This window comes from Flavobacterium sp. FlaQc-48, assembly GCF_044007335.1.
In the GTDB taxonomy this organism is placed as follows: Bacteria; Bacteroidota; Bacteroidia; order Flavobacteriales; family Flavobacteriaceae; genus Flavobacterium.
Genome location: NZ_JBIPCR010000010.1, coordinates 136,387 through 151,865, shown reverse-complemented (window position 1 = coordinate 151,865; position 15,479 = coordinate 136,387). Strand labels below are relative to the sequence as shown.

Genomic DNA, 15,479 nt, shown 5'->3' with positions numbered 1-15,479 from the left:
GTTCGATACCATTAAAATTACAATTTATTGGATTACATTTTTAACTTAAATGATATAACTTTGCTTCAGAACATTCAAATTATATTCCACATTAAAAATACAGACAAAATGACATTAAAAACATGATTTTTATCATTTTTAAGCGTCAAAAAGTCATAAAACAAGTCAAATATGAGTTTTTTAAATTCAATCTTCGGAAATTCAGAGAATACTGAATCTCCAAAAAGTAATGTAAATTGGACAGAATTAACCGATATTGCACAATTATTGGAAATTGTAGCGATCTCGAACGAGAAGCCGGTTGTTATTTTTAAACACAGTACAAGATGCAGTATTAGCCGTATGGCTTTGAAGCAATTTGAACGTGAGTACGATTTAAATGATGTGGCTGATGCTTATTTTTTAGATCTGATTGCACACAGAGATATCTCTAATGAAATTACAAGCAGGTTTAATGTATACCATGAATCGCCACAATTGATTTTAATCAGAAATGGAAAAGCAGTTTATGACGTTTCGCACAGCGATATTGATGCCATAGCCTTAAAAGAAAAAATTTAAATCCGGAGTAAAGATTATTGTAAAATGTGAGATGTAAGCTTCTTTTTAATTTACATCTCACATCTTTCATATTTCACAAATTTAAAAAGTTCCTTCTGATCCTCCCCCGCTGAAACCTCCGCCTCCAAAATCCATGGGAGAATTTTCGGGTTTTACTTCTGGCTTTAATCCAAATGCAGATGCCACAATTAAAGATTCGGCATTTAAAATCGCGTTTGAATTATTAATTCGGTCTGGTTTAAATGTCAAACCAACTTCATTGTCTTTTAATTTCTTTATCGAAAAATACGCTATTGCAAACAAAACTAATCCACCAACGGTCAGAGCGACTTCTATGGGCAAAACGGAATAATAAAACCGAATGGTGTAAATAGAAAATCCAATCGCTAAGAAGCTCAGCCAGAGCATGATTCTGTCTTTTGTTCGTAATGCCTGTACCAGATAAACCGCAGGAACGATAAATGTAAAAGCATAAAAGAAAAATGCAAACGGAATATCAGTTCCCGGAAGCACTTCATTTCCTAAAAGCATTACAGAAAGCTCTCGTACAACCAGATAATTACAAGAAAGGTAAAACAAAATCAAACAATAAGCATTTGCCCATAACAGTCCTTTATAATAATAAGTTTTAGCAAGATTACTGATTGTTTTTTTAGTGATAAAATAAAACGCAGCTGCAAATAACATCGCAACAAATGGTAGTATCATTTTTCCAATTTCACCCAATTCAAACATTCCATAAAATAAAAGTGCCGAAACCGAAATACAGAAAACAAGCAGGGAAATCAAATGCAAATATCTTTTATACATGATAAAGGAAGTCACTGCAACAAAAAAGGCAATAACGAGTTCATAACCTTCGGTGTTTATGGCAACGGCAACTCCAATATTTAAAATGGCTCCCAAAATAAAAGCATCGTCTAAACCATGCTCGTAGTATTTTTGACTGGCTAAAATTTCGGCGCCGGCAAAACCGATAACGGCGAAAATATAACAGCAAATATTAAAAAAAATGTTTTCAGAAGTAGAGCCTGTCAATCCAACTAATGCAATTACACCGCAAATTGACAAATAAAAAAATGCTCCCAGAAGAAAGAATCCTAATCTTACCAGTATATTACTTTGTCTTTTTAATGCCGGTAATTCTTTTTTAATTAAATCTTTTTGTTCTTTGCTAATAAAACCTGCAGATTCTAAAGATTTTGCCTCTTCAGCCAGCGTAAGGTTATCTAATAAATTTTTATCGTATACTATCATAATGCAATTTCTTTATTGAAGGTTTTAATCAATTTGATAAACAATATAATGGAACCAATAAAATAGAATGGCATCATAACTATTAATAGTGCCCAGACATCTGAGAAGTTAATACTATCGAAAACTCTGGCGAGAAATATATTTATTCCAATATAAGCATAAATAATCATAAATACATACAATGACATTGCCTTTAGTTTATGGCTAACCTTGTAAAAATAATAAGATGACGCAGCAAGAATACATTCAAAAAGAATCCAAATACCGTCGTCATGATTAACTAAATTATTAATACAGGCAATACTGATGATATGCAGAGCAAATGTTTGATAAATGATCTCAAAATGTGTTTTTAAATTAATTCCTGAACTGTATATAGTCCACAAAATGAGTAATCCTCCCAATATAATTGCCGAATAGCTTAAACTTTGATCTTCGTAAAAATTACTATTATTTAATAAATCCTGCGGTGTTACTGAAAGCCCCACATAAGCAGCCAAACCAGTAATTGCGATAGTCAAAACACTTTTATTATCAAAATAATAAGCACAAAAGAAACTTACTGTTGTGGGGATTAATGTAGCTAATCCGTAATGTGTCCCGAATGGTTTGTATTGAAATTGCAAATATCCTATAAAAATACAAGTGAGAATATTAGCGGCCAAAACCAGATACTCTAAAACAGGATGTTCAAAAGTTGTCTCCTGTTTTTGAAACCCTTTTGAATTTTTAAAACAGAAATAAAAACAAACCACAATAACAATTAGTAACAATGACAGAATTGCAATATGCCCAATACTATCTATATTGTTATAAATTAAAATTCCAATTCCTGAAGTGAATAATAAAACAGATAAATAGAGAAATAGTTTTAACTCTGCATTTAGCGAAAAAATATTCAAATTGCGATAAGAGCTTATTTCCTGATATTGATCCTCAGTAATCAGATTTTTATCCCGAAGTGTTTTAGTAGCTTGAACGTCAAATTTATTCATACTTTATTTTTTATTAACCGATCAATCAAAAATACTCTTTTTTTGCTGGAATAAAACTTTGGCAGTAAAAATAAACTTACTAAACCACAGCCTGAATCATTTTTATTTGGGATTAAATATAATATTTTGACAAAATTATGGTTTGTATACTTTATTAAATTAAATTCGTGTAATCGATTACAAAAAGAAATTATCTAAGCTAAAAACCACAAAACTGACTTATTAAAAATGAAAAAAAATCTCTTTTTACTCTTTTTTATATTGAGTATATCCAATCTTTTTGCGCAAAATTATTATTTGGTATCTCCTGAAGGATTTGGAGCTGCTGCAACCGGAGGCGGAACTGCAAATCCTGTTACGGTAAGTTCATATGATGACTTGCTGGCAAAAATTAAACTGCCAACTCCTGAAGTTATTTTAGTATCCGGAACAATTACTATTCCTGCTGGCAAACCCATACAACAAGTGGTTTCAAACAAATCGATCATTGGATTACCGGGTGCAAAACTTATTAACGAAAACCAATCAAACCCCGGAGCCGGAATTTTGTACTTAAAATCCGGTTCTGATAATGTGATTATCAGAAACCTTGTTTTTGTTGGCCCTGGTTCTTACGACATCGATGGTCAGGATAATCTGACTGCCGATTGTACTAATCTTTGGGTAGATCATTGTGAATTTCAGGACGGTCAGGACGGTAATTTTGACAATAAAGGAAAAACAGATAATGTTACGATCTCATGGTGCAAATTTACCTATTTAAAAGCACCAAAATCAGGAGGTTCAGGAGGAGCAGATGATCATAGTTTTAGTAATTTAATTGGTTCCGGTAAAAATGATTTCCCTGCTGACGGACATTACAGTATCACTTTTAAAAATTGTTATTGGGCCCAAGGATGTAAGCAAAGAATGCCTCGCGCCAGAAATGCTGAAATTCATATCCTAAATTGCTATTACAATACATCAGAATCCGGTTCTTTGGCAATTGGTTTAGGCGGAGGCGCAAAAAACGCAACTTGTTACGTAGAAGGTACTTATTTTGCTAAAGTCGAAAAGGTATTTAAAGAATACATCAGTACAGACGGAGGAACGGTTGGAATTGCTTTTTCAAATTGTCGTAAAGCTCCAATGGATTTTGGCACAATAGTAAATAAACCTTCTTATGTTTACACCACCATCCCTCTTGGAAAAGTAGAGGAATATGTAACCAATAAATCCTGTGGTGCAGGGGCTACGCTTCAGGTAAGCTCAACTGGCGCTGTATCTGCAAATTGCAGTAACAAAATCTAATTACAACTTAATTTTCATAAAAAACCCGATTTGTACTGGAATACAAATCGGGTTTTTATTTTGTTTTGAAATATTTTTAAAGTGCTGCTTTCATTTTATCTTTTATAGCATTCAGGCACAAATTGTTGATACTTCCTTCATGCGTATGTTTTGTTTCTTTTGGAGACTGATATGTTCCCGATTCTAATTGCTCAGCAACAGCTTTATATGCATCTCTAAAAGGCATTCCGGCAACCACCATTTCATTTAAAGTATCAACCGTAAACAAATAATCGTATTTTTTATCTTTTAGGATATTCTCTTTTACTGTAATATCTTTCACTGAGAAAATGGCAATATCCAAACAAGCTTTTAAGGTTTGAATGGCAGGAAACAATCCTTCTTTTAAAAGTTGCAAATCTCTGTGATATCCGCTTGGTAAATTATTAGTGATTAAAGTAATCTCGTATGGAAGCGCCTGGATCTTATTGCATTTTCCTCTGATTAATTCAAATACATCCGGATTTTTTTTGTGTGGCATAATACTCGAACCCGTAGTAAGATGTGCCGGTAAACCAATAAAATCAAAATTTTGACTCATATACAAACAAACGTCCATTGCGAATTTTGATAAAGTCCCTGCTACACTTGCCATTGCAAAAGCAACTGTTTTCTCTGCTTTTCCGCGGCTCATCTGTGCTGCAACAGCATTGAATTTCAACGTTTCAAAACCCAATTCCTGAGTAGTAAAGGTTCTGTTGATTGGGAACGAGCTTCCGTAACCTGCGGCAGAACCTAACGGATTTTGATCTACAATTTTTGATGCTGCATTCAACATCGTTACATCATCAATTAAACTTTCTGCATAAGCAGAAAACCACATTCCGAATGAGGATGGCATCGCGATTTGCAAATGTGTATAACCCGGCAATAAAACGTTTTGGTGTTTTTCTGCTGATTCCATTAATAAATCAAACAATGTTTTTACCTGTTCTTTTAAGGCTTTTAATTCATCTTTTAAATATAAATGAACATCTACTAAAACCTGATCGTTACGGGAACGCGCCGTATGGATTTTCTTTCCGGCATCGCCTAGTTTTACAGTCAGCAGATATTCTATTTTAGAATGTACGTCTTCAAAACTGTCTTCGATTTCGAAATTTCCTTTTGCAACGTCTGCAATGATTTCGTTTAAGGCATCAACCAAAGAACTAGTTTCTTCTGGTGTCAATAACCCGATTTGCCCAAGCATTTTGGCATGTGCAATTGAACCTAAAGCATCATATTTTGCGAGAACCAAATCGAGCTCACGATCATTTCCTACTGTGAAATGTTCGATTTGTTTGTCTGTTGCAATTCCTTTTTCCCAAAGTTTCATAACTTAGATTTTTAGACTTCTTAGATTGTTAGATTTTTAGACTGCTTAGTTTGTTAGATTCCGCACTTCACAGTTTCTGGATCTACAGTTTATATTTTCTAATTTATACTAATGTCATTGTTTATACTTGTGGTGTCTCTAGCCCCGATAGAAGTGAAAATCCTTTTGTGCCGGGGTTCGGCATAAAAGATTGTAACGGATAGCGGGATTAGCTCCTTATTAATATTATAATTTAAAGAAATCTGTTAGTATTTTGATATACAAGGCGACTCCTTCTTCGATTTCGTTGATGAAAATAAATTCGTCAGCTGAATGTGACCGTAATGTTTCGCCTGGTCCTAATTTTAAAGACTGACAGCTCAAAACGGATTGATCTGAAAGTGTTGGCGAGCCATAAGTGGTTCTTCCTAAAGCAATTCCGGCTTGTACCAAATCATGTACAATTGGAATAGACGATGCGTTTAAATGCATGGATCTTGGTGTTACCTCGGCATTGACATTGGCTTTTACCACTTCAAGGATTTCACTGTTCGAATAACAATCGGTGACACGAATATCGACAACCAAATCACATTCTGATGGCACTACATTGTGCTGTTTTCCGGCACTAATCTGCGTTACGGTCATTTTTACGGGACCTAAAACCTCTGATATTTTATCGAATTTATAGTTTTTAAACCATTCCATTACCGGAATTGATTTGTATAATGAATTATCGTCATTTTGATGTGCGGCATGACTTGCAGTCCCTTTTACTTTTACGTCAAGAACCAATAAACCTTTCTCGGCTACAGCCAATTGCATTAAAGTAGGTTCGCCAACAATGGCGCAATCTAAGTCTGGTAAATGTTTTAAAACGCTGTTTAAACCATTTTTTCCGCTGCTTTCTTCTTCTGCCGAAGCTACAATTACAATATTGTATGGTAAATTTTCATTCTCGTAAAAGTGAACAAATGCCGCCAATAACGAAACCAGACATCCTCCCGCATCATTACTTCCTAACCCGAATAATTTACCGTCTTTTTCGATAGCCTTAAACGGATCGTTGGTATAGGCCTGATTTGGTTTTACGGTATCGTGATGTGAGTTTAATAAAAGTGTTGGTTTGTTTTTGTCAAAATATTTATTGAAAGCCCACACATTATTATTTTCTCTATTAAAAGGAATTTCGTTTTGATTGAACCAATTTTCTATTAAAAGGGCCGTTTGATCTTCTTCACTTGAAAATGAAGGCGTTTCAATAAGGCTTTTTAGTAGTGCTATGGCTTCTTTGGTAAGCGTTTCTATATTTTTCATTTTTAGTAGGTACTGAGGTACTAAGTTTCTGAGGTTCTAAGATTGCAAAAGTCTTAGTTTCTTAGCAACTTAGCAACTTTTTTCTTTATAATGTAATCGTTGTATGCAAAACATCCGGGTTTTGAAGCATTTTATGATGCCCAATTTTGATTTTCTGAACGCCTCTGGATAAACTGTTGAAGCAATTATCCAGTTTTGGAATCATTCCGGAATGGATTACTTTTTCTGCTTTTAATTTGTTATATAATGCTTCGTTTATTGCTGTAATTACAGATGAATCATCTTCTGAATCCTGCAAAACACCTTGTTTTTCAAAACAATAGGTTAGCGTAACATCAAAAACTTCAGACAATGCAATTGCTAATTCGCTTGCAATGGTATCCGCATTTGTGTTTAACAATTGTCCGTTTTTGTCGTGTGTAATCGCACAGAAAACGGGAACGATTCCAGCCTCAAGTAATGTTTTCAATAATGATGTATTAACTTGCTGTACATCGCCTACAAATCCGTAATCAATCGTGGGATGATTTCGTTTTGTAGATTGAATCAAGTTTCCGTCAGCTCCTGAAAAACCAATTGCATTATTGTTTTTGGCCTGCAATTGTGCTACAATATGTTTGTTGATTTGTCCTGCATAAATCATCACGACAACATCAAGCATTGGAGCATCAGTGATTCGGCGTCCATCAATCATTTGTGGAACTAAGCCAATACTCTCCGCCATTTTTGTAGCCGATTTTCCGCCTCCGTGCACTAAAACTTTATAGCCTTCGATTTTAGAAAAATCGGTTAAGAATTGTTCCAATTCGGTTGGATTGTCGATAATGTTTCCACCAATTTTTATTACGGTAACTTTCATTTCTTTCAAGATTCAAAGGGACAGAGGTTCAGAGGAACAAAGGTTTTTGTGACGGTTTTAAAACCCTTTGAACCTTTGTCGCTTTGAGCCTTTGCACCTCAAATTATAACTTTTTTAAAATTTTCTGTAAAACTAATTGTGCCGAATACGTTCTGTTATTTGCTTGCTGAATTACGATTGAATTCTCGCTGTCAATTACTTCATCGGTCACAATTACGTTACGACGAACTGGTAAACAATGCATGAATTTTCCGTTGTTGGTCAATGCCATTTTTTCGGCTGTAACCGTCCAGTTTGGGTCTATGTTGGTTACTTTTCCGTAATCGTTGAAGTTACTCCAGTTTTTTACGTAAACGAAATCGGCATTTTCAAACGCTTTGTTTTGATCGTATTCGATTTTGCAGTCTTTTGTAATTTCCGGGCTTAGTTCGTAACCTTCAGGATGGGTGATAACAAAATCCATATCTTTTTGCATTTGCATCATTTCTACAAATGAGTTTGCAACTGCCTGAGGTAAAGCTTTTGGATGTGGCGCCCATGAAAGCACTACTTTTGGTTTGTGTTTCGTTTTGTATTCTTCCATCGTAATGGCATCCGCCAAAGACTGCATCGGGTGACGAACGGCACTTTCCATATTTACGATTGGAACTGTGGCGTGTTTCAAAAATCCCGAAATTACCGTTTCCGCATAATCTTTTTCTTTGTCGACTAAACCTGCAAAAGCACGAATTGCGATGATATCACAGTATTGAGAAACTACTTCTGCCGCTTCTTTGATATGTTCCGATGCTCCGGAATTCATTACTGCTCCGTCTTCGAACTCTAATGTCCAGCCTTCATTGGTAAAATTCATCACCATAACGTTCATTCCTAAGTTTATAGCCGCTTTTTGAGTACTCAAACGCGTTCTTAAGCTCGGGTTAAAGAATAACATTCCTAAGGTTTTATTTTTTCCCAGGTCTTGGTTTTTAAGTGGGTTCTTTTTGATTTTTAACGCACTTTTTACCCATTTTGATAATGAGTTGATATCTTGTATTGAAATATAATTCATGTCTTTCTTGTTTAATCGTTTATTTGTTTAATCGATTAACCGAATTAACGGTTAAACAAATCACCATTTTACACTATTTTTGTAAAAGGAATTTCTCCTTCTAATGCTTTTAAAATAAAATTATCATTTAATCCGTTTACGATCCAGGTTTCTATGTTCGCTGCTTTTGCGATTCCGGCAGCTTCGATTTTGGATTGCATTCCGCCTGTTCCGTGTGATGATTTTGATTCGCCGATTTCTTTTTCTAATACTTTTAAATCATTTACTAATGTAATGGTTTCAGGATTTTCATCGTGAATGGAATCTTTTGTATAAATTCCGTTTGTATTGGTTGCAATAATCAGGATATCAACATTTAGTAATACTGCCGTTAAAGCTGCTAATTTATCATTATCCCCAAACCGAATCTCATCTGTGGCAACGGTATCATTTTCATTAATAATCGGAATGTAATTATTCTCTACCAAGACATTAATGGTATTGACAATATTGACTTTCGACTGGTCTTTCTCAAAATCAGAATACGACAATAAACATTGAGAAGTCAATAATCCTAAATCACTGAAATTTTCATGGAAAATCCGCATTAAATGAGGCTGTCCAATCGAGGCTAAAGCTTGCTTTAACGCAATCTCTTTTCCTTTGCTTTCAAGTTTTACGAATTGTTTGGCTGCTGCAATCGCTCCTGAACTTACGATTACGAATTCGTAATCTTTATTGAGTGCTGCTATTTGCATCCCAATATCTTCAATCTTTCCCCGCGAAATATGATTGGTTTCCTTGGTTAAAGTATTACTTCCTATTTTTAATAAAATCCGCTTTTTTCCCATGTTATTGTTTTAACCGCAGTTTTTTTTAACCGCAAAGTGCGCAAGGTTTTTTACATTGTTTGTGTTTATAAACGCTAAAGTTCGCAAGGCTTTATCTTTATATAAATTCCAAAATTTAAAATTCAAATTCCAATAATCGGAAATCAAAAATCGTTAGTCATCATTCTAAAATCTAAGAAAGTCTAACAATCTAAGAAAGTCTAATTATCTAATTTGCCCATCTCCGTACACGTACCATTTGTTTGTTACAAGATGTTGTAAACCGATTGGGCCTCTTTGATGTAATTTATCTGTGCTTATAGCTAATTCTCCACCTAAACCAAATTGTCCTCCGTCTGTAAAACGGGTTGACGCATTTTGATAAACGGCTGCAGTATCAACCGCATCCATGAATTCCTGTGCTGCTTTATCGTCTCTCGTAATAATTACCGCAGAATGTCCTCCACAATATTTATTTATTTTTTCGATAGCATGTTCTTCAGAATCAATGGTTCCAATAACAATTTTATAATCCAGAAATTCTTCGTACCAGATATCTTCGTTTTGAAGTGTTTCTGTATCTTCAAAATTCTCTAAAGATTTATCGACGATTACTTCAACTTTATTCTCTTTTAATTCTTCGATTAAGATTGCTGTAAAACCTTCAAAATTGGGTAATTTAGAATCTATTAAAACTTTATCAACTGCATTGCAAGCTGAGATTTTAGAGGTTTTGGCATTTAAAATTACTTTTAAAGCCAAGTCCGTATCTGCATCTTTATGAACGTATACAAAATTGTTTCCGCGTCCGCTTACAATAACCGGACAAGTGGCGTGCTGCTTGACAAACTCGATTAATTTTTCTCCTCCTCTCGGAACGATTAAATCTACTTTTTGAGTTGGTTTTTCTAAAAAAGCCTGTGTTTCTGCACGATTATAATTCAAATACTCTACCCAGTCTTTCGAAACTCCATTTTCTTCAAGAGCCTGATGCCATAAATCAACAATTTTTAAGTTTGATTTTAAAGCTTCTTTTCCTCCTTTTAATAAAATTTTATTTCCGGATTTAAAGGCTATTCCTCCCGCTTCAATTGTTACGTCAGGGCGAGATTCATATATAATTAAGATTGTTCCAAAAGCGGCTGTTTTATTTACCACTTTTATTCCATTATCATGAACAAAATGAAAGCGCTCTACCCCAACCGGATCTTCTTGCGATGCTAATTGGTTTAGGGATAAAATCATCTCGTCGACTTTTTTATCATCTACTTTCAGACGTTCTTCCATTGCTACATCTGAGCCATCATAAGCAAGTAAATCTTCCTGATTGGTGAGAATTATCTGGCTCCGTTCCTGCCCGACCAGCTTTGCCATAGAGTGCAAAACCAGATTGCGTTTTTCAATTGATAATGGATTCATTTTTTTTGGTTTAATTGGTTAATCGTTAATTCGTTTAATCGATTAACCAATTAAACGAATTAACAGTTATAGATAAACTTAATTTTGAAGCTCTTCTAAACTTTCTTTTAAAGCTACGATAAATGTATCAATATCAGCTTTTTTTACTGTAAGCGGCGGCAAAATTCTTAATAGGTTTTTGTTGTTGGCACTTCCTGTAAAAATGTGTTTTTCAATGATTAGCTTTTTTCTTAAAGCAGCTACATCAAAGTCAAATTCAACACCAAGCATCAAGCCTTTTCCTTTTACTTGTTTGATTCCGGGAACTTCTTTGATTTTTTCTAAGAAATATTCATAAACTTCGTTTACATTTTTCTGCAAATCTAGTTTTTCGATTACATCCAAAACCGCAATTCCTGCTGCACAAGATAAATGGCTTCCGCCGAAAGTAGTTCCTAATAACCCGAAACTTGCTTCAAATTTTGGTGAAATCAAAATGGCTCCAACCGGAAATCCGTTACCCATTCCTTTTGCTACTGAAATAATATCAGCGTTGATTCCGTGATGTTGAAATGCGAAAAATTTTCCACTTCTTCCGTATCCTGATTGTACTTCGTCTAAAATTAAAACAACGTCATGTTTCTTACACACTTTTTCCAAAGCCTGAAAAAATTCTGTTGTTCCCTGGTCTAAACCTCCAACACCCTGAATTCCTTCGATAATTACAGCAGAAACATCTCCTTTAGCCAATTCAGCTTCTACTAATTCAATTTGATTAAGAGGCAAAAAAGTAACTACTTGCTGTGCATTGATTGGTGCTACTATTTTCTTATTATCTGTAACAGCAACAGCTGCTGAAGTTCTTCCATGGAAAGAATTATGAAAAGCTACAACTCTAGATTTTCCGTTATGAAAAGAAGCTAATTTCAATGCATTTTCATTGGCTTCAGCGCCAGAACTGCACAAAAATAATTCGTAATCTTCTAATCCTGAAAGTTTTCCTAATTTCTGTGCCAATTCTACCTGCAAAGGATTCTGAATCGCATTCGAATAAAATCCCAAATGATCTAATTGATTTTTTAGTTTTTCAACATAATCAGGTTGCGTGTGGCCAATTGAGATTACACCATGTCCGCTATATAAGTCTAAATATTCCACTCCGTTGTTGTCTGTAATGGTGCAGTCTAATGCTTTTACAGGTGTTATGTCGTAAAGTGGGTATACGTTAAATAAATTCATTTTCTTGTTGTTTAATTGTTTAACCGTTCATTTGTTTAATCGATTAACCGAATAAACGATTAACCGTTTTGACAACAATTTAAAATCCGCTTGGTTTCAAATGTAAACCGGTGGTTTCTTCAAGTCCAAACATCAAATTCATGTTTTGAATCGCTTGTCCTGAAGCACCTTTGGTTAAGTTATCAATAATTGAAGTGATCAAAACCCGGTTTCCTTTTTTCAATAAACTGATGATACATTTGTTGGTTTGAACGACTTGTTTCATATTGATGTTTGTCGTTGTAACGGTTACAAAAGGCTGGTTTTTATAGAAATCTTCATATTTAGTAACTAAATCTTCTACACTTTCATCAGAATCAGTATACAAAGTCGCGAAAATTCCTCTTGTAAAATCTCCTCTGTTCGGAACAAAAATTAATTCATCTGAATAATCCGCTTGTAATTGATTTACACTTTGGTTGATTTCACCCAAGTGCTGGTGTTCAAAAGCTTTATAATGCGACATATTATTGTTTCTCCAGCTAAAATGTGAAGTTTCGGCAAGACTTACGCCCGCGCCAGTACTTCCGGTCGTGGCATTAATATGAACATCATTTTTTAGCAGATTGTTTTTCGCTAAAGGCAGTAAAGCCAGTTGAATCGCTGTAGCAAAACAACCCGGATTTGCAATAAAATTAGCTTTTTTGATCTCAGCTTTGTTTAATTCAGGTAAACCATAAATGAATTCTTTTCCTTTGAAAATAGCATCTTTGGTTAATCTGAAATCATTTCCTAAATCGATGATTTTCGTATGGCTTGCGAATTGATTTTCTTCAAGAAACGAAATAGATTTTCCGTGTCCTAAACATAAAAAAACAACATTTACATTCGGATTCACCACATCAGTAAAATTCATTTCGATATCTCCCATCAAATCATGGTGTGCCACTGAAAGCGGTTTACCCGAATTGGTTGTGCTGTAAACAAAATCAATGTTTACATTGGGATGATACATTAAGATTCTGATGAGTTCTCCGGCCGTATAGCCCGAACCACCAATTATTCCGACATTAATCATGATCTAAATGGTTTACAGATGAAAATATGTTTTGGGCATTTCCTAAAATCTTAATAAATCCTTTTGCATCGTCAGACGTCCAGGCATTGTTCATTTCTCCGTATTGACCAAAACCGGTGTTCATCAAATCATTATCTGATTCAATTCCGTCAAGCGAAAAATGATATGGTTTTAGGGAAACGGTTACAACACCATTTACTGTTTTTTGCGTGTCTTGCAAAAACGTTTCGATGTTACGCATTACAGGATCTAAAAACTGGCCTTCATGAAATAACATTCCGTACCAGTTGCCTAATTGTTCTTTCCAGTATTGCTGCCATTTACCAAGGGTATGTTTCTCTAATAAATGGTGCGCTTTGATAATAATTAACGGAGCAGCGGCTTCAAAACCTACTCTTCCTTTAATTCCGATAATAGTATCCCCTACGTGAATATCTCTACCAATTGCATAGGCATTTGCCAATTTTTCAAGGGCAACGATATTATTTGATGGTTTATCTAACTGACCGTTTATTCCAACTAATTCTCCTTGTTCAAAATGTAATCTTACTTTTTCTTCTCCTTCTTTTTGCAATTGCGAAGGATAAGCATCACCAGGCAATGGCTGACTTGAAGTTAGAGTTTCTTTTCCTCCAACGCTGGTTCCCCAAAGTCCTTTATTAATCGAATATTGTGCTTTTTCCCACGAATAATGAACTCCGTTTTTAGACAAATAATCTACTTCTTCTTGTCTTGACAATTTTAAATCTCTAATTGGAGTAATAATTTCAATTTCCGGAGCGATGGTCTGGAAAATTAAATCAAAACGAATCTGATCGTTTCCTGCACCTGTACTTCCGTGTGCAATGGCGCTTGCGCCTACTTTTTTAGCATATTTAATGGCTTCAATTGCCTGAAAAACACGCTCTGCACTCACTGATAAAGGATAGGTATTGTTTTTTAATACGTTTCCGAAAATCAAATATTTTATAGCTTTATCATAATATTTATCCACGATTGTCAGATTAGCGTGTTGTGCGCTTCCTAATTCGTAGGCTCTTTTTTCGATGGCTGATAATTCTTCAGCATCAAATCCTCCTGTATCTACAAGTACGGTGTGAACTTCGTATCCTTTTTCATTTTTTAAATATTTCAAACAATACGAGGTATCTAATCCTCCACTATAAGCTAATACAACTTTTTTCATTTTTTATAATTTAGGCTAATACTTTCGTATGTAGCAAGTTTGAGATTTCTTTTTAATTGATATTCTTAAGATAAAAAGCCAAAAGACAATATTTTACCTAAAAATAAGGCTTGTTTTATTTTTTTCAATCTTTTCAAAACAGCTTCGTTAAAAGGATGTCTTGGCGGATCTTTTTGTTTTTCCTTCGGGTCGTACAACATTCCGGTACAAAGACACATTTTGTTTTCCTTGCTTTGTAAAATTTGATAGTTGGTACAGGTTTTGCATCCTGCCCAAAAACTGGGATCAGTTGTAAGTTCAGAGAAAGGAACTGGTTTATACCCTAAATCAGAATTGATTTTCATTACAGCCAAACCGGTTGTAATTCCAAATATCTTAGCGTCAGGGTATCTTTTTAGGGAATAATCAAAGACTTTTGATTTGATCTTTTTTGCCAAACCTAAACTTCTGTAATCCGGATGTACAATTAAACCCGAATGTGCCACAAATTTTCCGTGTTGCCAACTTTCGATATAACAAAAACCTGCAAATTTTCCATCTGCTAAAGCAATCATCGCATCACCGTTCGACATTTTTTTCTGAATGTATTCAGGAGTTCTTTTAGCAATCCCTGTACCTCTTAACAAGGCAGAGGATTCTATTGTATCGCAAATTTCCTGTGCGAACTTGAAGTGTTCTTCCTGAGTAACAACAATAGAGATTTTCATTTCAATAGTTGAAGTTAGAGTTAAAAATTAAAACGTACTGTTTAGTTTGAAATCCAGAAATCAATCCAACAAAAATAGACATAATAGAAGTAACATTCTCAAAATCAAAAACTTGATTAAGAAAATTAAAAAAATGATGTATACTTTCAGGATATGTTTGTCCAAGGGACAAATGATGTGATTTCAAAATGAAAAATGAATATAAATAAATACGCGGCGAAAAACTCTGTGAATACTATAGAGATAGCATCCGTACTTCGGGAGAAGTAGCAGGCAGGTTTGTCCGTGACAAAGAAGTTATATGTAAACTTATTTTATTCATCGGTGCAAAAGTACACTATTTTTTAATTTACAAAACAAAAAAAACAAAATCTAACATTTTTTTAATAAAATGTTATTTTTAAAAAACAGAAAACC

Annotated in this window: 14 protein-coding genes; 2 read left to right on the top strand and 12 right to left on the bottom strand. The window is 34.5% G+C overall.

All coding sequences use genetic code 11. From position 1 onward, the window contains the following. The first annotated feature begins 171 nt into the window (after positions 1-171). Positions 172-561 carry a bacillithiol system redox-active protein YtxJ gene (gene ytxJ, locus ACHRWY_RS16645; protein ID WP_395356184.1) on the top strand — a complete coding sequence of 130 codons (390 nt, stop codon included), beginning with the start codon at positions 172-174 and terminating at the stop codon, positions 559-561. An 81-nt stretch (positions 562-642) separates the two neighbouring features. Here ytxJ and ACHRWY_RS16640 read toward each other — a convergent pair whose 3' ends face one another. After that, complete coding sequence (locus tag ACHRWY_RS16640; protein WP_395356183.1) at positions 643-1,818, bottom strand: hypothetical protein; 1,176 nt, start codon at positions 1,816-1,818, stop codon at positions 643-645. Beyond that, positions 1,815-2,813, bottom strand: a complete 999-nt coding sequence (locus ACHRWY_RS16635; RefSeq protein ID WP_395356182.1) for a DUF2157 domain-containing protein — start codon at positions 2,811-2,813, stop codon at positions 1,815-1,817. The genes ACHRWY_RS16640 and ACHRWY_RS16635 overlap by 4 nt, the downstream gene beginning before the upstream one ends. A 228-nt stretch (positions 2,814-3,041) precedes the next feature. On the opposite strand from ACHRWY_RS16635, the gene ACHRWY_RS16630 reads away from it, so the two are divergent. After that, entirely contained in the window at positions 3,042-4,103 is a 1,062-nt protein-coding gene (locus ACHRWY_RS16630) for a polysaccharide lyase family 1 protein (protein WP_395356181.1), read from the top strand. A gap of 76 nt (positions 4,104-4,179) precedes the next feature. On the opposite strand, the gene argH is transcribed toward ACHRWY_RS16630, so the two are convergent. The 10 genes from argH to ACHRWY_RS16580 all read right to left on the bottom strand — a co-directional run bounded on the left by argH (position 4,180) and on the right by ACHRWY_RS16580 (position 15,062). After that, positions 4,180-5,460 (bottom strand): argininosuccinate lyase, encoded by a 1,281-nt coding sequence (gene argH / locus ACHRWY_RS16625; protein ID WP_395356179.1) that lies wholly within the window; start codon positions 5,458-5,460, stop codon positions 4,180-4,182. A 225-nt stretch (positions 5,461-5,685) separates the two neighbouring features. Beyond that, positions 5,686-6,756: a M20 family metallo-hydrolase gene (locus ACHRWY_RS16620; protein WP_395356178.1), complete on the bottom strand. Its 1,071-nt coding sequence runs from the start codon at positions 6,754-6,756 to the stop codon at positions 5,686-5,688. An 85-nt stretch (positions 6,757-6,841) separates the two neighbouring features. Further along, on the bottom strand, positions 6,842-7,615 hold the full coding sequence (gene argB / locus ACHRWY_RS16615) for an acetylglutamate kinase (RefSeq protein WP_395356176.1): 774 nt from the start codon (positions 7,613-7,615) through the stop codon (positions 6,842-6,844). Between the two features lie 103 nt (positions 7,616-7,718). Then, the gene (locus ACHRWY_RS16610; RefSeq protein WP_395356175.1) at positions 7,719-8,666 is read right to left on the bottom strand and encodes an N-acetylornithine carbamoyltransferase; all 948 of its coding nucleotides are present in this window, start codon (positions 8,664-8,666) and stop codon (positions 7,719-7,721) included. 68 nt (positions 8,667-8,734) lie between these two features. Beyond that, positions 8,735-9,496: a glutamate 5-kinase gene (gene proB, locus ACHRWY_RS16605; RefSeq protein ID WP_395356173.1), complete on the bottom strand. Its 762-nt coding sequence runs from the start codon at positions 9,494-9,496 to the stop codon at positions 8,735-8,737. Between the two features lie 204 nt (positions 9,497-9,700). After that, positions 9,701-10,894, bottom strand: a complete 1,194-nt coding sequence (locus tag ACHRWY_RS16600; protein WP_395356171.1) for a glutamate-5-semialdehyde dehydrogenase — start codon at positions 10,892-10,894, stop codon at positions 9,701-9,703. A gap of 78 nt (positions 10,895-10,972) precedes the next feature. Continuing rightward, positions 10,973-12,112 (bottom strand): aspartate aminotransferase family protein, encoded by a 1,140-nt coding sequence (locus ACHRWY_RS16595; RefSeq protein WP_395356170.1) that lies wholly within the window; start codon positions 12,110-12,112, stop codon positions 10,973-10,975. Between the two features lie 79 nt (positions 12,113-12,191). Then, a complete protein-coding gene (argC, locus tag ACHRWY_RS16590) occupies positions 12,192-13,169 on the bottom strand; it encodes an N-acetyl-gamma-glutamyl-phosphate reductase (protein ID WP_395356168.1) in 978 nt (325 codons plus the stop codon). Further along, positions 13,162-14,355 carry an argininosuccinate synthase gene (locus tag ACHRWY_RS16585; protein ID WP_395356166.1) on the bottom strand — a complete coding sequence of 398 codons (1,194 nt, stop codon included), beginning with the start codon at positions 14,353-14,355 and terminating at the stop codon, positions 13,162-13,164. Before ACHRWY_RS16585 ends, argC begins: the two co-directional genes overlap by 8 nt. A gap of 65 nt (positions 14,356-14,420) precedes the next feature. After that, entirely contained in the window at positions 14,421-15,062 is a 642-nt protein-coding gene (locus tag ACHRWY_RS16580) for a GNAT family N-acetyltransferase (RefSeq protein ID WP_395356164.1), read from the bottom strand. Between the last annotated feature and the right edge of the window lie 417 nt (positions 15,063-15,479).